We start from the raw sequence: 20,388 nt of genomic DNA, 5'->3' as shown, positions 1-20,388 counted from the left end.
GACCGCCAACATCGCAGAATCACTGGCGCAACGAAACGCCACCAACGTAGCCGGAGCGTCTACCGCGCGAGCGGTTTAGTCCTGCGACCCATTTCCGACACACTCTGCTTCGGGGCGAGTGCCCGCTCCGCAGAAGTGGCAGCTGTGGTCGGAGGACAAATGACCTAGGCCATTTTCATTTTTGTTCGGCTTCGTGCTTGCCGATCAACTCGTGAATCAATACTGACGTTTTAATAAATTCGGCGTCCAGACCCAGAATCTGAAGACGTTCCTTGATCACCATGAATAACAATTGACGCACATAGTGCATGCACCTTATCAGATCGAGTATGGCTAGCAACACAGCTTCGCGACCATGAGCGAACACAGTGGTGATCTCGTACTTGTCATGCCCCAAATGCTTGACATCTGAACTCAGTGCAAGACCGTCCACATTCGGATGGGCACCATAGTCAATAAGCTGGTCATACATGTCGGAAATCCTTGGTGCTAAGTCCTTGTCGGCACTTTCGAGAAGGCTCAATATATCTTTCCACTGAAAGAGCTTTCGCGACAACCTCCGCCTTTCGTCGCTATCACCCCTTTCTTCCCATGCACTTCTATGCCCGTCTGAAACGCTACACACCCACGCATAAACTGCGCTTTCTAGCAGAGACCTCATAAGTACGGTTGCCTCGAATAATTGGCCACTAACAGAAAGTCGAACTGCCGTACGGTACGTCGCGAAACACCGCATAAAGAGCTTCACTGAGGTTCGCCGCGACACATCTATCTCATGAAAAAAAGTTGGCGCCTTCTCGGTGACAGATTGATCTATCCGAATCAAAATATCAAACCACTCTGGAAGACCAGCGAACGACGCGAGTATCTGCTGTTCCAGGTGGGCAAAAAATCTCGTGAGTTCGCTTTCCTCCCAGTTCTTTGGTACCGGACGATGCTCCATGCGGCTTTCGACAACTACACCGGACGATACTTCTTTCATCGGAAACCTCCTTAGCCTTAGGTTGCACTATAGTTCCGTCGATTAAACATGGGGAAGTCTGATTTCGACAGTAGTGGACATTCGACTACCGTTTTTTGATTTCTGGTTTTGGCCGAGAGCAGCCGAATCAAAATCGCCCCTGATGCTCTCGGCAATATTGCAGACCACCAAACCGCTTCTCATTGCCCCAACAGAACTTTCCTTCAGGAAAGGAAATCTTGGCTCCGCAGTCGGCGCAGATCAGCTTTTTGGCCAAGTGCGACTTGTCTGGTGAAACAGCCGATGGGGGTAGTTGGGTTGCCGTTGGCGCCGCAGGCTTCGGCAAGATTTCAGCCGGCTTGGGTATCTCCGGTGTCTGCGCTGTCACCGTTTTGGCAGCCAAGTATTCGGGCATGTTTCGCAACGGCGGTGGCCGGTGTTGCCGTATCAGCTTTTCGCCCCACTCTTGCAGTGTTTCCCGGCTGCGCAAGTTCGCCATCAGCTTCAGCGCACCCAGCGCGCCCAGGTTCCGGTCTGCAAACTTGGCGTGCCAATCCGGGAACTGGTCTGACTTGATGACGTTTTGTGTGCTGAACTGCTTTTCGGGTGGCCGCTTGATGATGGCCTTGGGGTGCACCAGCACCAAGTGGTGCATGTCCAGCGCGCGCTGAGTGCGCGCCCCAATTCCCAGTCGTTCAAACAGCTTGTGAAGCACGCGCTCGTGTCGCCGGCTTTGCTCAAGGGGCGACGGAATGCCGTATTGCACCCGCCCGTATTCCGCCGTGAACTCGCCATGCTCATTGATGAGTAGGTTGCCGTTGTAGTTCTTGGTCTCAAACAAATACAAACCGCCCGCACGGTAAAACACCATGTGGTCGATCTGCGCCACATCACCCTCCACTTCCAACCGCAAGTCGTGAATGACCACGTGGTCCTGCGAATCCTTGAAATGGGTGTCAAGGTAGTAAGCCGCATCGCGCTCGCCCTGTATGCCCATGCGAAGTCGGAAGAGTTCGTCCGAGGCCCACTTTTTCTGCGCAGCGCTCGACGAGGGGTCGGCGGCCCACTGTTCCAACTGCGTCAGTTGCGGCGTTTTGTCATCGGCTGATTTCAAAATCACAGGTGTTTTCTCCCTTTCAATGGACCCGGCGCGGGTTCAGCACCACAAAGTCGGGGTGGGTTTGTTTGCGGCCGATGGGCACGTCGTACCAGAGCAGGTAGTCGTCCTCCAGCTTCTGCTCCAGGCGCTCGGCCAGCCGCTTTTCGCCGCTGGTCATGCGCGAGAGGCAACTGCCCAGCGCGGGTATCAGTGTCGCCATCGTGTGTGGTGTGTCGGGCGCCTTGGTCGTTAAACAAGCCGGGCCCCGCTCCTCCATTGTTTTGTATCAATTTTGCGATTTTTTACACACGGAGCGCGTACTGTCAAGAAAAGAACACAGGGGCGCGGCTCAGATGTGACTTGATCTTGCTGGACAGGGTTGGGCGACAAGCCTGTGGCCTTAGATGGGCAACAACGATTGCGTTTGCATTGACTTTTCGTACTCAAAAACGTACGCCTCCCATCCTCTGGAGACCCCATGACCGCGACCACCATCACCGCCAGCGAAGCCCGCGCCAACCTTTACCGCCTGACTGACCAGACGGCGGAGTTGCACCAGCCTGTGACCATCGTGGGCAAGCGATACGACGCGGTGCTGGTGTGGTCGCGTTACGAGTAGGGAGAGCCCCATGCACGACCGTTTTCTGACTTTGATGGGACAGTAGCCCTCAAGCCACAGGCAACTCCAACCCCTCCCACTGCCCCAACAGCTTCACCTGCCGCTGCAGGTAGCCGGTGGACATGGCCTGCGAGCCCCACACGGGCACACGCCCGGCGTATTCGCCCAGCAGCCAGAACTGGCGCACAGCCACAAACAGGGGCAAGGCGGCCTCGTCGGCTTCCGTCAGGGCGCGCACGCTGCGGTAGGCAGCGATGAAGTGGTGCCAGCGCTCGGCGGCTTTGTCGCTCCAGCTGCCATCTACCGCGCGCGGGTGCAGCCACCAGGGGTACACGGCCAATTCGTAGGCCAGGTAACCGGGGCCACATTCATCGAAGTCGAAGAACACGGCCTCGCGTTCCCCGTTGTCGCGCACGGCAATGAAGTTGTTTTCGCTGTGTGCGTCACCGTGGCACAGCACCTGGGTCAGTGGCCCCAGGGCGTGGATGCGCTTCAACAGGCGCTGGCCCAAGGCTTCAAACGCGGGGCGCAGGTCGTCCGTCATGGTGGGCGCGCGCAGCAGGCGCTGCAGAGGGTGCATGAGCAGGTAGTCCAGATCGAGCGTGTAGTGGCTCGCGTTGCTCTGCAGACCCTCGCCCGCCATGTGCAACTGCGCCAGGCTTCGGCCAAAGGCCAACACGTTGGCTGGAACGTCAGCGGTGGCTTCGCCGTCCAGGTGCTCAAACAGCATCAAAGGGCGTTCGCCCTCGGGCAAGGGCACAGTCACGGCCACGCCGCCGGTGGCGGTGGGCAGGCACGTGGCCACGGGGCAACCCTGCACACGCAGGTGCTGCAACACGTCGGCCTCAAACTGAAGTTGTGGTTCGCCACGCGGACGCTCGGCACACAGCCTGGCCACCACGTGGCGCCCGTCGGCCAGCGTGAGCCGGTACACCTGGTTGAAGCTGCGGCGCAGCAACTCGCCCGCCACCACATCGCCCAAGGCGTAGTGGGCTTGCACCCACTGGCCAATGGCCGCTGCGGTGGGCGTGGACTGCGCGATCTCGATGGCCATGTTCTTCTCCCTGTAAAAGGGGCGCGATTATAGGGACGGGGCCTGCGCCTGCTGCCGGGCCGCCGCTGCGTCTACAGTTCAACTGCCATGGCCCGCCGCCCACACCACCACGTCTACGTGATCGAACTGCACAAGGATGTGCTGTTCGAGCCCAAGTTCCGCAAATGCAACCCCGGCTATGTGGAGGGCAAGCCCTGTGTGTACGTGGGCATGACGGGGCTGGACCCAGACGTGCGTTTTGACAAGCACAAGGCCGGCATACAGGCCAACACCTATGTGTTCAAGTACGGCCTGCGCCTGCTGCCCGACCTGTACGAGGGCTTCAACCCCATGCCGTACCAAGAGGCCGCTGAGCGCGAGGTGGAGGTGGGCATTGACCTGCGTTCGGCCGGGTTTGGGGTGTGGCAGGCCTGAGCCGCCCGCACTTCGAAGATACTCCGGGGTGTACCGGCAGCAGGCCACATGGCCCCCGCCCGGTTGACTGCCCGAAGGAGTTTGGATGGATTTCGCAGGAATGTTTCAGCAGTACTGGCCACTTGGGCTGGTGGCCTTGTGGTTGGGCTACAAGTGGTGGGGCGCGCGCCGCGTAATGGCCATGTTGCCGGCCTTAAAGCAACAAGGCGCCATGCTGGTGGATGTGCGCTCCGAGGCGGAGTTTGCGGGCGGCAGCGCGCCAGGCACCGTCAACATCCCGCTGCCTGCGCTGGGCAGCCGGCTGGCTGACATCCCCAAGTCGGCACCTGTGGTGCTCTGCTGTGCCAGCGGCACGCGCAGTGGCATGGCCAAAATGCTGTTGAAGAAGAACGGCTACGGGCAGGTGTTCAACATCGGCAAATGGACCCACCTGCTGCCCTGACCCACCAGCCGCCATCAGGGCGGTGTAGAACGCGGCGACTTGGCAAGCCAGCGCCGCAGCAGAGGCTGGGCCACAGGCGCCACCTGGCGCCACAGTTGCCACAGGCCCAACATCCGGCCGGCCAGCACGGGCACGCCACGCGGGCGCCACACCAGCACGGCGGCGCCCGCCCCCAGCCACACCAGTGGGTGGGCCTTGAGCCAGCGCCAGGCGCTGTCGGCGCGGTCGAGTGTGTGCAGGGCAGGTTGCAGGCCCTGGCCAAGCTGGCGGCTCAACGTCAGCCGCAGCACCGCCGAGCGGGCCTGCAGCAGCCGTTTGCGTGCGGCGCGTTCGGCAGCGTTATGTGCCATGGGCAGCCCCCGGCTGAGCGGCATCGTTGCCGCCTGGCGTGGCGTGGGCGGCGGGGGCAAGGCCAGCGGCCAGGGCCTGGCGGTCGGCCTCCAGCTCGGCCAGGCTGGCCGACAACCACCCCTGAGACGCGACCCACAACGAACGCACCCGCCACACGGCCAACACCGCCAGCAGCATGAACACGCCCGCAAAGGCGCCGAGGATCAGGAGGCGGTGGGTGTCCCAGAACAACACGGTGAGCCAGCCGGCCAAAAACACCAGCCCCAGGCTGGCAAGCACGAGGGCACACAAGCCCCACGCGAGCATGCCCAGGAGGCGCTGCTTTTCGTCCTCCAGCTCCAGCGAGAGCAATTCAAGCCGGGTGTGGGCGATGCCCAGCAAGGTTGCGCCCAGCGAGCGCAACGAGGACTGAAGGGCCACACCGGCCGTGGGGGCAGCCGGCCCCGAGGAATCGTTGGCCATGGGTTGCCGCGGCTCAGCGGCGGCTGATCAACATGCCCAGCAGCAGGCCCACACCGGCGGCAATGCCGACCGACTGCCATGGATGGTCGTGCACGTAGTGGTCGGTGGCGCGGGCGGCGGCCTTGGCACGATCGACAACCTCCTCCTGCGCGTGGATCAAGCCGTCTTTGGCCTTGAACAAGGTGTCGGTCACGCGACCGCGCAGCTCGGCCATGCCCGAACTGGTGTCGCCAGCGGTGGCGGCCAGCAAGGCCTCGGCGTCAGCCATCACCTGCTTGAGGTCGGCCATCAGTTTGTCTTTTTGGGCGGTGGACAGATCACTCATGAAAACTCCTTGTGAATGGGAAGCGCGGCAAGCGCGCAGGGGCCATTGTGCCGGTGCGCGCGAAGGCGTCACCGCAAGTCCGTTCGGAGTTCATGTCCTAAAGTTCCGAACCAACACGCCCGCAGGTTCGAGTTTCTGCGGCGGCAACCGCGTCATAGATGGCGCTCGCACGGCAGATGGCTGACCGCACCGCCCACCAACACCAGCGCCGGGCGGCCTCAACATGGTTGCCGCCGGCTGAACGGCGGTAAGCTCGGCCGGGTTTTACATCGTTCTGCCACTACAACCCATGAACTTCGCCGACCAGCTCAAGCAATTGCCCGCCATCGCCCACGTCGCCGCCATTGAACTGCTGGACGCCAGCGGCCAGGTGCTGGACCGCATCCACAACCAGCCGGGCAAGGCGGGCTCGGTGGCGGTGTACCACGCGCTGGCCCAACAACATGGGGGTGTCATCACGCCGGCCGCCGCTGCGCAAGGCCTGGCCCTGTTCTGCGAGCACACGGCGGCAGCGCGGGCGCACCCCGGTTCCCACCCCAACATCGACCGCCTGTTGGCCTGGGCCGAGGGCACGGCCAGCCACGCGGTGCGCGTTGTGTCGGCCTGAGGCGGGGAAAGGGTTCACGCGGGCTCCACCACCCGCACCTGGTTGCGCCCGCCATCCTTGGAGTGGTATAGCGCGGCGTCGGCCTCGTTGATCCAGTCGCGCACATCGGCGTGTCCGGGGCGCAGCAGGGTCACGCCGATGCTGCAGGTCACACGCAGCTCGGGCACATGGCGCACCCGGATGGCCTCGATGCGGCTTTTGATGCGCTCGGCAATGGCCAGCGCATCGTCCAAGCGCGCCTGCGGGCAGACAACGGCGAACTCGTCGCCGCCGTAGCGGCCCGCGAAGTCGCTGGGCCGGATGGACTGGCGCAGGATCAGACCCACGGCGCGTATCACCTCGTCGCCCGCCGTGTGCCCGTGGCGGTCGTTGACGAGCTTGAAGTGATCGATGTCGATCATCATCAGGCAGGCCGCCTGGCCGCTGGCCCGAAAGGCCTCGTGGCACTCCACCGCCATCTGCATCCAGGGCTCGCGACCCAGCAGGCCGGTGTGGGCATCCATGCGGCGCAGCTCCTCCAGCAAGTGGTTCTGCCGGGCCACGGTGCGTATCAGGCGGTGGCTGCTCATGCTCACCGCCAGCGTGTGCGCGATGAGCAGTGGCAGGCTGCACAGCACCACCAGCAAGGAGGCGTCCCACTGCGGCGCGGGACGCAGCCACAGCGTCAGCAACAAGGCTGTGCCCACCATGACCGGCAGCGACCTCAGCCACAAGCCGCGGATGCCTGTGCTGATCTTGTCGAAGGTGGTCACCATGACCAGCAACACGCTGGGCAGCAGGCAGAAATGCATGAGCGGCACCCAGGCACCGGCGATGGCGGAATCGACGAGCAGGTTGAGCGATTCGGCCCGGTGCCGATCGCGCGCGAAATGAGCGTGCAGCAAAGCAAGGTGGGGCCACAACAAGCAGGTCAACACCATCACCGCCCACAGCGGCCAGCCGGCCTGCTGTTCGTACAGCACTGACGACACCAGCAGCCCGCCCAGGGCCATGCCAAAAACGCGCAGCGGGTAGATTTTGCGAAAGGCGTGTTGCCGGTTGAGTGACATGGCGCTGGGATGCTGGTTCAGGCCGACGTGTCGCACGAGGTGGGGCCTTGCGCCACCACAAAACCCACGGCTGCCTGCACGGCGGCCACCTGGGCGGCGGTGCAGGCCTCGGGGCTGGTGCGGGGGCTGTCGGGGTAGACCTCGGTGGTGCTCACACACCGCGCGTCGGTGATGCCAGCACACAGAGCCAGCGCGCGCAACGGGTAGCGAATGACACCCGGCGCCACCACGGGCGAGCCGATGATGTCACCGCGTGTGTCGGCCGGCGCGATGTGCGTGACCGCGCTGACTGCGTCGATGATGGCTTGCTGAAAGGCCGGCTGCGGGCGTTCGGTGTCGTCCACCACGTAGAAGCCATCGGGAATGTAGCCGGGTTCGAACACCTTGCCATCGCGCGCCGCCAGCGCCGGGCGGTACTCGGACTCGTCGGTGTCGGTGGTTTCGTGCAGGTCGATGTGTGCCACGAACTGGCCACGCAGCGGCGCCACCAGGCGCAACAAGGCGGCACATTCCTGCACGGCGGTGCCCGCGCGGAAGTGGCGGTTGGGGTCGATGGCGTCGAAGTTCCAGCGGTGGATGCGCTCGTAAGCCCAGGGGCTCACGCACGGCACGATGAGCTGGTTGGCCCGCCCCGTCCAGGCCTGGGCGTGCCGATCGGCAAAACGCAGGGCACCCAACACGCCGCTGGTTTCGTAGCCGTGCACACCACCGGTCACCAGCACGGCGGGCAGGCCAGGCCTCCACGGCGCTGGGCGGATGGCCAGCAAGGGGAAACGCTCGTCGCCGTAAGCCACCTCGCCGTAGGTAAGCACGTCAAAGCGCTCGCGCCAGCCCCTCACCACCGCGAGCACATCGTCGGCATACGACCTTTGACGCACCTGCCGCGCGCGCCAGGCGGTGACTTCGGCTGGCCCCCAGGGCTGGCCAGGGGTGCCGATGGGGTAGCTGTGAAAGGCGGTCATGCGGGCACACCTTCGGGTACCAGCGCCTGTGCGGTCAAGGCCGCGAGGCGGACGTGCGCTTCGGTGTCCAGGGCCAGCCGGAGGTTGCGCTTGGCGCTGAGGTAGTGGGTGCTGAACACATCGAAGTAGGCGGCCAGGGTGTCGGCCGCCAGCGGCTCGTGGGCCAGCGCCAGGCACTGTGCGGCCACCTCGGCAGTGCAGAAATGTTGCGCGTGGGCGGAGCGGCGCAAGCGGTAGGTCGAATCGTGCCCGGGCTGCAAGCTGAGCACGGGCAGGTGGTCAAGGTAGGGGCTGCGGCGGAACATCTTGCGCGCTTCCGACCAGGTGCCGTCGAGCAACACGAACAGCGGGCGTTTGCCGGAGTGGTGCGCCGCTGCGGGCAACGCGGTGACCACACGCTCGGGCGCCACGTATTCGCCCGGAAACACCACATAGGGCTGCCATTGTGGGTCGGCCAGCAGCGTGGTCAGGGCCGGCTCAACCGCCACACGCGACCAGCCAAAGGCCCAGGTGTCGGGCACCAGATCGGCGATCAGCCAGCCGGTGTTGCTGGGCTTGAGCGGCTCGATGTCGGCCATGATCAGGCAGACGCCCGCCCGCACCGCAGGCGCCGGCCGCAGGGCACACACGCAGTGGCTGAGCTTGAGGCGGCAGGCTTCGCACCGGGTGCTGCCGGAGCCTCGGGTGACGAAGGGCTTGGAGCTGGCGGCCAGGCGCTGTGCACGCAGACGGGCAACGGCGTGGCTCATGGCGGCGTGGGGCCGGCAAACAGTGGACAGGGCATGTGGCAAATATAGACGCAAGCTGGCACAACGGAATCTGCCATCATGCCGCGCATGTCCAACCCATGACAGCGCCGCCCATGATGATCGACACCCTGGCCCAACTTCGCGCCCTCTACGACCCCGCCCGCGAGCGCTCGGTCCACAAGGAGATGACCCAGCTCGACGTGCATGCCACGCGTTTCATTGGCCTGTCGCCGCTGTTGGTGGTGTCCAGCGCCAACGCGGTGGGTGCCATGGACGCGTCGCCGCGCGGCGGTACGCCCGGCTTTGCCAAAGTGGTGGACGCGCACACCCTGCTCATCCCCGATGCGCCCGGCAACAACCGGCTGGACACGCTGGAGAACATCGTCGCAACCGGCCAGGTGGGTTTGCTGTTCCTGGTGCCTGGCGTGGACGAAACCTTGCGGGTGAATGGCCGTGCCGTTTTGAGCACCGATGAAGCCGACCGCGCGCTGTGCACCGACGAGCGCCGCGTGCCCAAGCTGGTGATACGGGTGACGGTGCAGGCCGCCTACCTGCACTGCGCCAAGGCCTTGATGCGCTCCGCCCTGTGGGACGCGAGCCGCCACGTGGACCGAGCAGTGCTGCCGAGCATGGGCGAGATGCTGCGCGACCAGGTGGGCGACCGCATGGGCGCCGACGCGGTGTTCGAAACCCAGGCGCAGATGTTGGAGCGCTACCGGCAGACGCTGTAGCGCCGACACGTGGTGGCTACTTTTTCTCCACCGGATTCGCCGTCAGCCAGTTGGCCGCATACGCGCGCATGAACTCGCGCGCCTTTTCGGGGTGCGCCACATTGAGCCAGGCGTCATAGGCGCCCTCGCCCAAAATCACCGGCATGCGTTTTTCGCTGCCGGGGTGCTGGTAGCGGTGCATCAGCGCGTGGTTGTTGGCATTGAGGGTGAGCAGCGTGAAGCTGATGATTTCGGCCCCATCGGCACCGGCCCACCTCTCCCACAAGCCGGCCAGGCCCATGGGCTGACCGTCCACGCGGGCAATGCGGGTGGGCACCGGTTTGCCGCTGCGCAGGTCGTCCTCAAAAAACGCCATCATGGGCACGATGCAGCGCTGGCCCTTGAGCCAGGCATCGCGAAAGTTCTTGGAGGTGGTGACCGTCTCGGCGCGTGCGGTCACCAACTTGGGTGAACGCAGCTTGGCGTCGGACGCCGACTTGACCCACGGCGGCACCAAGCCAAACTGCCCGGCCACCAGTTCACGCCCCGTCGCCTCCTCGCCTTCGCTGGGCGTTTTTCGAATGAAAACACCGGGCTTGCGCGGCCACATGTCGCGCGGCGGTGCCTCGGCGGGCGCCGACAGGCCAAAGGCTTCGGGGTACAAGGCGGCGTTTGGGAGCGATTCGTAGTGGACAGTCATGTGGCCATGCTAGCCGACCGCCATCCGGCCCTCCAAGTTGTACCCACAGACTGTGAACGGAGCTGTGGACAAGCACGGGGACATCTGCGCCAGGCCGCGCCGGCATTGGGCTGGCGGGGCGTGCTCAAATCGTGGGCAGTCCCTTGCTTTTGACCATGAACAACCCCTTGACCGTGCTCTGGCGCGACGAACACCTGGTGGCGGTGCACAAGCCCGCCGGCTGGCTGGTGCACCGCACCGGGCTGGACGCTGGCGAAACCCGTTTTGTGCTGCAAACCCTGCGCGACCAACTGGGGCAACTGGTGTACCCCGTGCACCGGCTCGACAAAGGCACCTGTGGCGTGCTGCTGATGGCTTTGCACCCGGAGGCCGCACGCCGCCTCGCCCAGGCCTTTGAGCAGCACACGGTGCACAAGCGCTACCTGGCGCTGGTGCGTGGCTGGGCACCCGAAGCAGCGCAGGTGGACCACGCCCTGCGCCCCGACGATGCGCCACCCGACGCCCCCGCGCAGCCCGCTCAAACCGACTTCAAGCGCCTGGCCTGCCTGGAATGGCCGGCTGCGGCCGACACGCGCCACCCCACCACCCGCGCCTCGCTGGTGGAGGCCATGCCCCACACCGGGCGACGCCACCAGATCCGGCGCCACCTCAAGCACCTCGCCCACCCCATCATTGGCGACGCCACCCACGGCAAAGGCCCACTCAACCGTTGGTGGGCACAACAACTGGGGCTCCAGCGGCTGTGGTTGCACGCGCAGTCGCTGCAACTGGTCCACCCCTTCAGCGGCGAGGCACTGCACCTGCACAGCGGCTTGCACGCACCGGGCGCCACGGTGCCCCACCCTGATCTGCTGGACTGGCAGCGCCTGTTACAACTACAGGGGGTATGGGTAGGGCAGGCCAACGGATAATCGCGCGCCATGGAAATGACACTCAACCTCTTCCCCCTGGGCTGGCAGCACTACCTGCTGGGTGGCCTGTTCATAGGTGCCGGTGTGGCACTGTTGTTCGTTTTCACCGGCCTCGTGGGTGGCATGAGCAGCGTGTTTTCCAGCACCTGGTCTTACGTGGTGCGGCGCCCCTACTTTCAGCAGGCGCGCTACACCGATTCGCGCCTGTGGCGCCTGGTGTATGCAGCCGGCCTGGTGCTGGGCGCGCTGCTGTGGTGGCTGGCGCTGGGCGACGGCACGCCCGGCAGCACCAGCGTGCCGGTGTGGCAGTTGGTGGTGGGCGGGTTTCTGGTGGGCTATGGCGCGCGCCTGGGCAATGGCTGCACCTCGGGCCACGGCATTTGTGGCCTGGGTTCGCTGCAATGGCCCTCGCTGGTGGCGGTGCTCACCTTCATGGCCACGGCCTTCATCACCGCCAACCTGGTGGCGAGGTGGTTGCCATGAAAGCGCCCCACATGACCCCGGGTCAACTGCTCGCCGTGCTGCTGGCGGGAGCGCTGTTCGGTTTCGGGCTGGCGCTGTCCACCATGGTTCAGCCTGAGGTGGTGCTGAGTTTTCTGCGCCTGACCGATGTCGGCCTGATGCTGGTGATGGGTGGCGCGGTGGTGGTCACGCTGCTGGCCTACAAGCTGCTGCCGCGCATGCTGAAACAGCCGCTGCTGGGTGGCCACTTTCACCGGCATGTGGCCCACATGAACCGCGACACGGTGTTGGGCGCGGCCGTTTTTGGCATCGGCTGGGGCCTGTGTGGCGTGTGTCCCGGGCCCGCAATTGCCGGCCTGGGCACCGGCAACTGGGACCTGTTGTGGGCGCTCGGTGGCATCGCCCTGGGCGCCTTGGTGCAGGGGCTGCGGGCGCGGTAACATCGCGTGCTGGTGCCACGTTCGGCACCCCACCCACACACACGGAGGCCCCATGGCCAAAGGCGAACAGCGAAAAGAGAAGATGGTCAAGAAGCCCAAAAAAGACAGCGGGCCTCGCGACACCCCGTCGGGCGCATCCGACCGCCCGGTGGCACCCACCACAGCGGTGATTCCACGCGGCAAGATCAAGGACAAATGAGCCTGCGGCGATCCTGCTCAGGACACAGCGCCCTGCCCGTAGGCGCCCTGCAGCAGGCGCCCGCCTCTGAAACGCGCCAGCGCGTAGGGCGCCAGTGACACATCGGTGGGCAGGCCCAGCGCGGCCTGTGCCAGCACCCGCCCCAAGGCGGGCGACAGCTTGAAACCGTGGCCTGAAAAGCCAAACCCCACCACCAGGCCCGGCACATCGGGCACCGACCCCAACACGGGGTTCCAGTCGGGGGTCACGTCGTACACGCCGGTCCAGGCCGATGCCAGGCCAGCCTCTGCAAACGACGGAAAACGCTCAGCCACCTGCTCACCCAGCTCGGCCACGTAGTCCATGGGCACGTCGCCTTGCTCGTTGTCGGGGCCGGCCAGCACCTCGCCTGCGGTGCCTTCGCTCACCAACATCTGTCGCCCACCGTAGCTGCGGCAGTACAACATGCCGGGCGAGCCCAGGTCTTTGTAGACCGGCATCTGGTAGCTGTAGGCCTCGGGGCCTTCGAGCGCAATGACGCGGTGGCGCTCGGGTGCCAGCGGCACGTGGATACCGCTCCAGGCATGCAACTCGCTGGCCCACATGTTTTGGGTGCTGACCACCACCGGGGCGTGGAACACGCCGGCATCGGTGACGACCCCGGTGACACGGTCACCGTCGCGCACCAGGCCTTGCACCGCCACGCCCTCCATAAAACGCACCCCCAGCCGGCGCGCCGCACGGGCATAGCTGGTGGCCACCAGGTAGGCGTCGGCAAAACCGGCTTCGGGCTCGAAGCCGATGAGTGCCGCATCGTCGAAACGGCAGATGGGCAGGCGCTCAGTGGCCTGTTGCGCGTCAAGGTATTGGATGGGGATGCCGCGCGCCTGCTGTGCCGCCAGGGCTTGGCGCAAAGGTGCGAGCTTGGGGCCATCGGGCACGGCGATGAGGTAGCCACACTTCACCAGACCGGCCGAGGCGTCGTCGTCCTGCAGCAGCTCGGCAAAGTGTTCGAAGCTGTGCCAGGACCGCTGCGCGAGCTCGATGTTCTCCACCACCGAATAGTGGGTGCGCAAGATGCCACTGGATTGCGAGGTGGTGCCCGTGCCGATTTGCCCACGCTCCAGCACCAGCACGCGGCGCTGCCCCAGCGCTGCCAGGTTCCACGCCACCGATGTGCCCACCACACCGGCGCCGATCACAATCGCATCCCAAGTTGCCACAGCGGCCTCCGTATCAAACAGAGCGCCAGCTTATGCGGGCTGCGCGAATCCGCGGTTTGTTTTGTGCCGGTTGAAGATTTGCATCAAGGAATCGCTGCGCTGGGCGCCGCGTCCTCGATGCTGATCATCTCTGGCGGCAGTTTGAGTTCGACGGTGATCTGGCGCTGCAGGTCGCGCGCGGCCACCCGCACCATGGCGGCGATGTCGTTGGCCAGCGGGCCCAGTTCGTCGGGCCGAAACACCAGCCAGAAGGTGCGCGACAACGGCGGACAAGGTTTGCCCTGCGATCGCAGCGCGGACAGCGGCATCAACTGCACACCCTGGGCGTGAAAACGCGATTGCCACAGGCACAGCGGCGTGGTCAGTGCAATGCCCAGGTCTTCGCTGACCAGGCTCAGCAGCGGGTCGGTGGCATCGAACTCAAACACCCGTTCCACCCCAGGTGCGTGCCTGCCAAGGTAGGCGTCCACCAAGGCGCCCATCTTGGAGCGCGTGCTGTAGTTCATGAATGGGCGCATGCCATGCAACTGGGCCAGCGAAGCCAGCGGTGGCACCTGCAGACGGGGCGGCAAGGCCAGCAAAAACTGCTCGGAAAACAGCGGCACACACAGCTGACCGGCCACTGGGCGGGGGTCGTCGGTGGTCACCAGCACATCGAGTTGGTGTTGGCTGAATTTGTCGGCCAGCTCCGGGTTGATGCCTGACATCAGGCGCAGCCGCTGCACCCAGCCGGCCAACCCACGCACCATGGCGGGGCCGATGGTGGCGGCAAACGAATCGACACAACCCAGGCGCAGCAACGAGCGTTTGTTGCGGCTCAGCAGGCGCACCGCGTCGGCCATCTGCCCGGCACGGGTCAGCAGATCGCGAGCCTGCTCATACAGGCGCTGGCCACTGGCGGTGGGCCGCGCGGGGCGGGTGGAGCGGTCGAGCAGGGAGGTGCCAAAACCGTCTTCAAGCTGGCGCACATGCTGGGACACACCCGCCTGCGAAATGCCCAGGCGCTGCGCTGCGGCAGACACCGACCCGCTCTCCACCAGCGCCACCCAACTGCCCAGCTGTTCCCATGAAGGCGGCGTCACCTTGTCGGGCTGCCGCTTTTTTCGAGGTGGGAGTGGGTCGCTTGTTTTGGGATTCTTGATATTGAGCATCAGATTTGGCGAAGCCTGGAAGACCATGCAAGTTCGGCTCCACACTGTAGCCGCCCTGGCTGGCCAGACGCCTTGGCGCAAGCCGCCACCTCTGGTAAGTTGTGTGTTCCCCTCCCCAACCCGAAGGAAGAATCGAATGACATTCAATCGACGCATTGCCCTGACCCTGGTGGCCGCTGCCACCGCCTCCGTTGGACTTGTCGGCACCGCCGTGGCCCAACAACGGGTGTTCTTCGGTATTGCCACCGGCGGCACGGGTGGCACCTACTACCCCCTGGGCGGCATGTTGGCGCAGTTGATTTCCAACAAAGCCACGGTGGACGGCAAGAAGATCACCGCCACCGCTGAAGCGGCAGGTGCCTCGGTGGGCAACGCCAAGCTGCTGGGCACCAAGGACATCGAGTCGGCCTTCGTCGCAGCCGACATCCTGGACGCCGCCTACAACGGCAAAAACCAGTTCGCCAATGCGCCGCTGAAAAACCTGCGCGCGCTGGGCGCGCTGTACCCCGAAACCGTGCAGCTCATCACGCGCGCAGACTCGGGCATCAACAGCGTCAAAGACCTCAAGGGCAAAAGCATCTCGTCGGGCGCCCCCGGCTCGGGCCAGTACCAGCTGGTGACGGACCTGCTGCGCGTCAATGGCATGGCCCGCACCGACGTGAAGGAAGACAGCTCGTCCTTCACCCAGGCGGTGGACAAGATCAAGGACGGCAACCTGCACGCCACCTTGATCACCGGCGGGGTGCCGGTGGCCGCCGTGACCGACTTTGCGCAAAGCCACGCGCTCAAGGTCATTCCCCTGAGCGGCCCGGAAGTGGACGCCCTGCTCAAGGAACAGCCCTACTACACCAAGGTCGACCTGCCCGCCAACAGCTACAAGGGCCAGACCGCAGCGGTGCCCACCCTGGCCGTGATGGCCATCTGGGCCAGCCACGACGGCGTGCCCGAGAACGTGGCCTACGAGGTGACCAAGGCGTTGTACGAAAACACGGCCATCATGGGCCAGGTGCACGTGCAGGGCAAAAACATTGCGCTCAACACCGCCACCTCAGTGGCCAGCGTGCCGCTGCACCCCGGTGCCGTGCGCTACTTCAAAGAAAAAGGCCTGGTGAAGTGAGTCGGGCACGGCGCGGTGCCTTGCTGGCACTGGCGCTGTGCCTGCCACTGATCGGCCAGGCCTGCGAGCTGGTGCTCAGCGAGCACCGCAGCCAGCGTGAGTTGATGCGCCTGCCGCTGGATCCAGCCCAGCCACGTGCCGACGTGGCCTTCACCCACTCGGTGCTGGGCACGCCCGTGCTGGACCGCTACGAGTGGCGCACAGGGGCCAACGGCTGGCGTGCACACCTGGTGGAAGAGCAGTTCGATGGCGAGGGCTACGGCCTGCCATCGGCGCCGGGGCCCGGCGAGCGGCTTGAACGTGTGCAGTCTGGAGAGCGCGGCTTTTCACGCCTGACGCTGGACCGTGTGGTGGCGCCGCTGGTGGTGCGCCCGCTGCCCGCCCAGCACATGCGGCTGCAAGTGCCCGGCCACGCGCCGGTGCTGCTCGGCCACCTGAGCGCCCAAGCCATTGAGCTGCGCGCGCGTGGCTGCCCAGACACCGCCCAATGAACCGAACAACGAGAACAACCATGAGCACCACCCAAGCCGAAGTCGATCGCCTGATCGAACAGTTCGACCCCGAAGCCAGCTTCCGCCGCCTGACAGGTTGGAGCGCCAAAATCGTGCTGGTGTTGTGCGCGGGCCTGGCGGCCTGGCACTACTACACGGCAGGCTTTGGCCTGCACAACGAGATTGCCCACCGCGCCATCCACCTGACGGTGGTGCTGGGCCTGTGTTTTCTGGTGTTCCCGCGCCAGAAGCGCCTGCCGGGCCCGTGGGAGTGGCTGGTGTCACTGGGGCTGGTGGCGTTCTACCTGTTCATGGGCACCCAACTGCTGGCCGGCCTGAACGAGCCGGTACCGGACGGCATGCGTTACGCCTTCATGGGTGTGCTGGTGGCCATTGCCGGCCTGGCCCTGCCGTTTCGGGCGTACGACGGCAGCACCACACACATACCGTGGCGCGATTGGGTATTCGCGGTGCTGGCCTCGGGCATTTCGCTCTATTTGCTGGTGTTCTTTCAAGACATCTTCATCGAGCGGCCCGGCAACCACACGCCGCTGGACCTGATGATGGGCGTGATCGCCATCGCCATGGTGATCGAGGCCACACGCCGGACCATGGGCATTTTTCTGCCGCTGCTGGCCATTGCCACCATCTTCTATGGCCTGCTGGGCCCTTACCTGCCCGGCGGCCTGGGCCACCGGGGCTACAGCCTGCCGCGCATCGTGGCCCACCTGTACAAGGGCACCGAGGGCATTTACGGCATACCCGTCGGTGTGGTGGCCACCTTCGTGTTTCACTTCGTGCTGTTCGGCATCATGGCCCAGCTCACCGGTCTGGGGCAGTTGTTCGTCAACCTGGCCACCATTGCGGCCGGGCGCTTTTCGGGCGGGCCCGCCAAGGTCAGCGTGGTGTCTTCCGGTCTGTTCGGCATGATCTCCGGCTCGGCCATTGCCAACACCGTCACCACCGGGGTGATGACCATTCCGCTGATGAAAAAGGTGGGCTTCCAGCCCCGCTTTGCGGCGGCGGTGGAAGCCTCGGCGTCATGTGGCGGCCAGATCACGCCACCCATCATGGGTGCGGCCGCTTTCATCATGGCCGAAACGCTGGGCATCCCCTACAACCAGCTGATCCTGATCGCCATCGTGCCGGCCATCCTGCACTACTTTGCCATTCTGTACATGGTGCACCTGGAGGCCAAGCGCCTCAGGCTGCGTGGCATGGACCCGTCGGAGATTCCCAGCATCGGCCTGGTGCTGCGCAGCTCCTGGCACCTGTTCATTCCGCTGGTGGTGATGGTGACCTTGCTGCTGATGCAGTACACCCCGTTTCTGGCGGCGTTTTGGGGCATCACCCTCACCGTGGCGTGTTCGTGGATCCCGCGCCTGCTGGGCCCGTTGGGCAAAGGCATGACCGGCATCGCCGTGGGGCCACGCGCGCTGGTGCAGGGCCTGGACATGGGCACCAAGGCCGCGCTGGGCATTGGCGCAGCCTGCGCCTGTGTGGGTTTTGTGCTGGGCATCACCACACTCACCGGCATGGGCTTCAAGTTCTCGGCGTGGGTGGTCGATGTCTCCAGCGTGGCCGCGCAAGCGTTGGTGGCGCTGGACGTGTTCCAGTTGCTCGATCTGAAGCAAGTCACCATCCTGTTTGGCCTGCTGTTCACCGCCATCGCCTGCATCATCATGGGCTCGGGCGTGCCCACCACGCCCACTTACATCATCCTGGCGGCCATCGTGGCGCCCGCGCTGGCGCAACTGGACGTGCCACAACTGGCCACCCACTTCTTCGTCTTCTATTTTGGTGTGCTGGCCGACGTGACACCGCCCGTGGCGCTGGCCGCCTTTGCGGCGGCAGGCATTGCCCGCAGCGAACCCATGCGCACCGGCATGACCGCCTTCCGGCTGTCCATGGGCAAGGCGCTGGTGCCGTTTGCCTTTGTCTATTCGCCCTCGCTGCTGCTGCTGGACTTCACCTGGCCGGCCTTCTTGCTGGCGGCCACCTGTTCGGTGGTGGCGGTGATGGGCTTGGGCGCCGCCTACACCGGCTATGTGGCACGGCCCATCGGGAAAGCGGGCTTCTGGATACTCAACGTGTTCTCGCTGTCGCTGATTTTTGCCAACCCCTGGGTGGCGGCCGTCAGCATCCCGGTGGTGCTGGGCGTGCTGCTGTACCACGCGCGGCCGCAGGCCGCGTAGCGGGCGGGCCTACACCCGTCAGATCCGGGTGTAGGCCAGGCCCGATGCGACGCCGCCGAACAGGTCGCCTTCGACCAAGGGCACGCCGTCGAACGCCGCGTGCAGCGCTTGCTGAAAAGGCCGCAGTGCCGATGAGCCGCCGGTCAGGTACACCGCGTCGAGCCCGGCCATGGCCAGCCCCGCTTGTGCCACACAGTCGCGCGCGCACGCCACCACCCGCACCAACTGGCCGGCCAGTTGGTCCGCCATGTCGGCCACCGCCATGGGCGCGGACAGCCCACGTGCAATACAGGACAGGTCCACCTCGGTGTCGCCACCCAACTGCGAGCAGCGGATCTTGGCCAGTTCCACCTCGTGCGCGATGTGGTGACCGTGGCGCTGGCGCAGCACCTCCATCAAGCGCACGTGCAGCGCCGGATCGGCGTAGTTGGCACGCAGGGTCTGGGCCTGGCTGATGGCGCGCGGCTGGTACAGCCACTGGATCAGGTGCCAGGTGGAGAGGTCGAAGAACACGCGGCTGGGCACCTCGCGGCCTTGTGGCCCCAGATGGCGGTAGCCCAGCAGCGGCATCACGTTTTCCAGGCTCAGTTTGTGGTCGAAGTCGGTGCCTCCGATGTGCACACCGGTCGTGGCCAACACATCGCCGCTGCGGTCGGTCAACGCCATGCGCTGTGGCCCCAGGCGCACCACCGTAAAGTCGGAGGTGCCGCCACCGATGTCCACCACCAGCACCGTGGCCTCGCGGGTGAGGCGGCGCTCGTAGTCCAGCGCGGCGGCAATCGGCTCCAGCTGGAACGACACCTGCTCAAAACCCACCGCAAGGGCGGCGTCCAGCAGCGACTGCTGTGCCTGCGCATCGCGCTGCGGATCGCCATCGACAAAAAACACCGGCCGCCCCATCACCACCTGGCGCGGCGCGTGGCCCAGCGTGGTGGCGGCGCGTTCACGCAAGGCCGCCAGAAACGTGGCCACGATGTCCTGGAAGCTGACCTGCTGGTGGTTGATGACGGTGGTTTCCAGCAGCAGCGGGCTGCCCAGCAAGCTCTTGAGCGAACGCATCAGCCGCCCTTCGGTGCCACTGAGGTACTGCGCCACCGCGTCGCGGCCGAAGTGGGTGCTGCGGTCCTCGGCGTTGTAGAACACCGCCGTGGGCATGGACACCGCATCGCCCTCCAGCGGAATCAGGCGCGCCACGCCGTGCGCATCGGCCCACGCCATGGCCGAATTGGAGGTGCCGAAGTCGATGCCGAGCGTACCGGGCTGCAGAGAGGTCATGAAAACGGGCCGTGGAACGACAAAACAAGAAAAAAGACCAACTGGCGAACCGGTTGGTCTTAGGTGTGATGGTGGTGGAACACGGAACCGAACCCGCGTCCGTAATCAGAACCAGATAGTAACGCCTTGGCCGTGAGGACGTGAATTCGAATATTTGGCCAAACGAGTAGGGACATCACGCGAGCCGTGGGCGACCGAGATTTCAAGCTCGTGCTGGCCAAGCAGCGGGTACGACCACTTGCATGACCAAGGAACGTAACTTAGCCACTGCGTCGGCGGGGTTGTGGGGCAACGTAGCAAAGCCGATCTTCGTCCTGTCATCAAGGCTCCATGGGCTGTTCTGCTCGGCATTAGGCGTATCAGTGTTGATTTCCATCCAGAACTGACCCACCTTCACGGGTAATTTCCATCCAAATCTGACCCACGTAAGAACCCTAACCT

At 64.9% G+C, this 20,388-nt stretch carries 26 protein-coding genes and 1 pseudogene; 12 read left to right on the top strand and 15 right to left on the bottom strand.

Annotation, left to right across the window (positions count from 1 at the left end):
* Positions 1 to 175: 175 nt before the first annotated feature.
* The 3 genes and pseudogenes from ACFQU0_RS19685 to ACFQU0_RS19675 form a co-directional block, all read right to left on the bottom strand.
* Positions 176 to 982 (bottom strand): hypothetical protein, encoded by an 807-nt coding sequence (locus ACFQU0_RS19685; protein WP_382203615.1) that lies wholly within the window; start codon positions 980 to 982, stop codon positions 176 to 178.
* Positions 983 to 1,109: 127 nt separating this feature from the next.
* Positions 1,110 to 2,081, bottom strand: a complete 972-nt coding sequence (locus ACFQU0_RS19680) for a nuclease-related domain-containing protein (protein ID WP_382203613.1) — start codon at positions 2,079 to 2,081, stop codon at positions 1,110 to 1,112.
* A 25-nt stretch (positions 2,082 to 2,106) separates the two neighbouring features.
* Positions 2,107 to 2,280 (bottom strand): annotated as a pseudogene (locus tag ACFQU0_RS19675) (nuclease-related domain-containing protein); the annotation flags it as partial.
* A 258-nt stretch (positions 2,281 to 2,538) separates the two neighbouring features.
* Here ACFQU0_RS19675 and ACFQU0_RS19670 point away from each other — a divergent pair.
* Complete coding sequence (locus tag ACFQU0_RS19670) at positions 2,539 to 2,679, top strand: hypothetical protein (protein ID WP_465262196.1); 141 nt, start codon at positions 2,539 to 2,541, stop codon at positions 2,677 to 2,679.
* Between the two features lie 49 nt (positions 2,680 to 2,728).
* Here ACFQU0_RS19670 and ACFQU0_RS19665 read toward each other — a convergent pair whose 3' ends face one another.
* Positions 2,729 to 3,733: a phosphotransferase enzyme family protein gene (locus ACFQU0_RS19665; protein ID WP_382203611.1), complete on the bottom strand. Its 1,005-nt coding sequence runs from the start codon at positions 3,731 to 3,733 to the stop codon at positions 2,729 to 2,731.
* Between the two features lie 87 nt (positions 3,734 to 3,820).
* Here ACFQU0_RS19665 and ACFQU0_RS19660 point away from each other — a divergent pair, with 87 nt between their 5' ends.
* Both ACFQU0_RS19660 and ACFQU0_RS19655 read left to right on the top strand, forming a co-directional pair.
* On the top strand, positions 3,821 to 4,147 hold the full coding sequence (locus tag ACFQU0_RS19660; protein WP_382203609.1) for a hypothetical protein: 327 nt from the start codon (positions 3,821 to 3,823) through the stop codon (positions 4,145 to 4,147).
* Between the two features lie 85 nt (positions 4,148 to 4,232).
* Positions 4,233 to 4,589: a rhodanese-like domain-containing protein gene (locus ACFQU0_RS19655; protein ID WP_382203607.1), complete on the top strand. Its 357-nt coding sequence runs from the start codon at positions 4,233 to 4,235 to the stop codon at positions 4,587 to 4,589.
* Positions 4,590 to 4,603: 14 nt separating this feature from the next.
* Here ACFQU0_RS19655 and ACFQU0_RS19650 read toward each other — a convergent pair whose 3' ends face one another.
* The 3 genes from ACFQU0_RS19650 to ACFQU0_RS19640 are packed head-to-tail and all read right to left on the bottom strand — an operon-like array spanning position 4,604 to position 5,718.
* Positions 4,604 to 4,939 carry a YqjK family protein gene (locus ACFQU0_RS19650; RefSeq protein ID WP_382203605.1) on the bottom strand — a complete coding sequence of 112 codons (336 nt, stop codon included), beginning with the start codon at positions 4,937 to 4,939 and terminating at the stop codon, positions 4,604 to 4,606.
* Positions 4,929 to 5,402 (bottom strand): phage holin family protein, encoded by a 474-nt coding sequence (locus tag ACFQU0_RS19645; RefSeq protein ID WP_382203603.1) that lies wholly within the window; start codon positions 5,400 to 5,402, stop codon positions 4,929 to 4,931. Before ACFQU0_RS19645 ends, ACFQU0_RS19650 begins: the two co-directional genes overlap by 11 nt.
* Positions 5,403 to 5,415: 13 nt before the next feature.
* Positions 5,416 to 5,718 (bottom strand): ElaB/YgaM/YqjD family protein, encoded by a 303-nt coding sequence (locus tag ACFQU0_RS19640; RefSeq protein ID WP_382203619.1) that lies wholly within the window; start codon positions 5,716 to 5,718, stop codon positions 5,416 to 5,418.
* Positions 5,719 to 6,016: 298 nt separating this feature from the next.
* On the opposite strand from ACFQU0_RS19640, the gene ACFQU0_RS19635 reads away from it, so the two are divergent.
* Positions 6,017 to 6,334 carry a DUF2322 family protein gene (locus tag ACFQU0_RS19635; protein ID WP_382203601.1) on the top strand — a complete coding sequence of 106 codons (318 nt, stop codon included), beginning with the start codon at positions 6,017 to 6,019 and terminating at the stop codon, positions 6,332 to 6,334.
* Positions 6,335 to 6,348: 14 nt separating this feature from the next.
* Here the strand turns inward: ACFQU0_RS19635 and ACFQU0_RS19630 are convergent, their stop codons facing one another.
* Genes ACFQU0_RS19630 through ACFQU0_RS19620 form a run of 3 tightly spaced genes read right to left on the bottom strand, consistent with a single transcriptional unit; the run spans position 6,349 to position 9,094 of the window.
* On the bottom strand, positions 6,349 to 7,383 hold the full coding sequence (locus ACFQU0_RS19630; protein WP_382203599.1) for a sensor domain-containing diguanylate cyclase: 1,035 nt from the start codon (positions 7,381 to 7,383) through the stop codon (positions 6,349 to 6,351).
* 17 nt (positions 7,384 to 7,400) lie between these two features.
* The gene (locus ACFQU0_RS19625; RefSeq protein ID WP_382203597.1) at positions 7,401 to 8,345 is read right to left on the bottom strand and encodes a M14 family metallopeptidase; all 945 of its coding nucleotides are present in this window, start codon (positions 8,343 to 8,345) and stop codon (positions 7,401 to 7,403) included.
* Positions 8,342 to 9,094: a tRNA-uridine aminocarboxypropyltransferase gene (locus ACFQU0_RS19620; protein ID WP_382203595.1), complete on the bottom strand. Its 753-nt coding sequence runs from the start codon at positions 9,092 to 9,094 to the stop codon at positions 8,342 to 8,344. The genes ACFQU0_RS19625 and ACFQU0_RS19620 overlap by 4 nt, the downstream gene beginning before the upstream one ends.
* A gap of 116 nt (positions 9,095 to 9,210) precedes the next feature.
* On the opposite strand from ACFQU0_RS19620, the gene ACFQU0_RS19615 reads away from it, so the two are divergent.
* On the top strand, positions 9,211 to 9,825 hold the full coding sequence (locus ACFQU0_RS19615; protein WP_382203617.1) for a pyridoxamine 5'-phosphate oxidase family protein: 615 nt from the start codon (positions 9,211 to 9,213) through the stop codon (positions 9,823 to 9,825).
* 16 nt (positions 9,826 to 9,841) lie between these two features.
* Here ACFQU0_RS19615 and ACFQU0_RS19610 read toward each other — a convergent pair whose 3' ends face one another.
* The gene (locus ACFQU0_RS19610; protein ID WP_382203594.1) at positions 9,842 to 10,504 is read right to left on the bottom strand and encodes an SOS response-associated peptidase; all 663 of its coding nucleotides are present in this window, start codon (positions 10,502 to 10,504) and stop codon (positions 9,842 to 9,844) included.
* Between the two features lie 155 nt (positions 10,505 to 10,659).
* Between ACFQU0_RS19610 and ACFQU0_RS19605 the strand changes: the two genes are divergently transcribed.
* From ACFQU0_RS19605 to ACFQU0_RS19590, 4 genes are read left to right on the top strand one after another with little or no spacing between them, the layout of a single operon-like run.
* On the top strand, positions 10,660 to 11,415 hold the full coding sequence (locus ACFQU0_RS19605) for a pseudouridine synthase (protein WP_382203592.1): 756 nt from the start codon (positions 10,660 to 10,662) through the stop codon (positions 11,413 to 11,415).
* 9 nt (positions 11,416 to 11,424) lie between these two features.
* Positions 11,425 to 11,898, top strand: coding sequence for a YeeE/YedE family protein (locus ACFQU0_RS19600; RefSeq protein ID WP_382203590.1), 474 nt, complete (start codon positions 11,425 to 11,427; stop codon positions 11,896 to 11,898).
* Positions 11,895 to 12,317, top strand: a complete 423-nt coding sequence (locus ACFQU0_RS19595; protein WP_382203588.1) for a DUF6691 family protein — start codon at positions 11,895 to 11,897, stop codon at positions 12,315 to 12,317. The genes ACFQU0_RS19600 and ACFQU0_RS19595 overlap by 4 nt, the downstream gene beginning before the upstream one ends.
* 52 nt (positions 12,318 to 12,369) lie before the next feature.
* Positions 12,370 to 12,516: a hypothetical protein gene (locus ACFQU0_RS19590; protein WP_382203586.1), complete on the top strand. Its 147-nt coding sequence runs from the start codon at positions 12,370 to 12,372 to the stop codon at positions 12,514 to 12,516.
* A 17-nt stretch (positions 12,517 to 12,533) separates the two neighbouring features.
* Here ACFQU0_RS19590 and ACFQU0_RS19585 read toward each other — a convergent pair whose 3' ends face one another.
* Both ACFQU0_RS19585 and ACFQU0_RS19580 read right to left on the bottom strand, forming a co-directional pair.
* The gene (locus ACFQU0_RS19585) at positions 12,534 to 13,718 is read right to left on the bottom strand and encodes an NAD(P)/FAD-dependent oxidoreductase (RefSeq protein WP_382203585.1); all 1,185 of its coding nucleotides are present in this window, start codon (positions 13,716 to 13,718) and stop codon (positions 12,534 to 12,536) included.
* 83 nt (positions 13,719 to 13,801) lie between these two features.
* A complete protein-coding gene (locus tag ACFQU0_RS19580; RefSeq protein ID WP_382203583.1) occupies positions 13,802 to 14,800 on the bottom strand; it encodes a LysR family transcriptional regulator in 999 nt (332 codons plus the stop codon).
* Between the two features lie 205 nt (positions 14,801 to 15,005).
* Between ACFQU0_RS19580 and ACFQU0_RS19575 the strand changes: the two genes are divergently transcribed.
* The 3 genes from ACFQU0_RS19575 to ACFQU0_RS19565 are packed head-to-tail and all read left to right on the top strand — an operon-like array spanning position 15,006 to position 18,672.
* The gene (locus ACFQU0_RS19575; RefSeq protein WP_382203581.1) at positions 15,006 to 15,986 is read left to right on the top strand and encodes a TAXI family TRAP transporter solute-binding subunit; all 981 of its coding nucleotides are present in this window, start codon (positions 15,006 to 15,008) and stop codon (positions 15,984 to 15,986) included.
* Entirely contained in the window at positions 15,983 to 16,477 is a 495-nt protein-coding gene (locus ACFQU0_RS19570; RefSeq protein ID WP_382203579.1) for a DUF1850 domain-containing protein, read from the top strand. Before ACFQU0_RS19575 ends, ACFQU0_RS19570 begins: the two co-directional genes overlap by 4 nt.
* 20 nt (positions 16,478 to 16,497) lie before the next feature.
* Positions 16,498 to 18,672: a TRAP transporter permease gene (locus tag ACFQU0_RS19565; RefSeq protein ID WP_382203578.1), complete on the top strand. Its 2,175-nt coding sequence runs from the start codon at positions 16,498 to 16,500 to the stop codon at positions 18,670 to 18,672.
* An 18-nt stretch (positions 18,673 to 18,690) separates the two neighbouring features.
* Here the strand turns inward: ACFQU0_RS19565 and ACFQU0_RS19560 are convergent, their stop codons facing one another.
* Entirely contained in the window at positions 18,691 to 19,947 is a 1,257-nt protein-coding gene (locus ACFQU0_RS19560) for an Hsp70 family protein (RefSeq protein WP_382203576.1), read from the bottom strand.
* A 202-nt stretch (positions 19,948 to 20,149) separates the two neighbouring features.
* Positions 20,150 to 20,388, bottom strand: a 239-nt coding sequence (locus ACFQU0_RS19555; protein ID WP_382203574.1) for a hypothetical protein, incomplete at its 5' end; no start/stop codon positions are given.

The sequence above is a fragment of the Hydrogenophaga defluvii genome (assembly GCF_042665235.1).
Taxonomy (GTDB): domain Bacteria; phylum Pseudomonadota; class Gammaproteobacteria; order Burkholderiales; family Burkholderiaceae_C; genus Hydrogenophaga; species Hydrogenophaga defluvii_A.
This window is presented reverse-complemented; position numbering and strand designations above follow the sequence as displayed.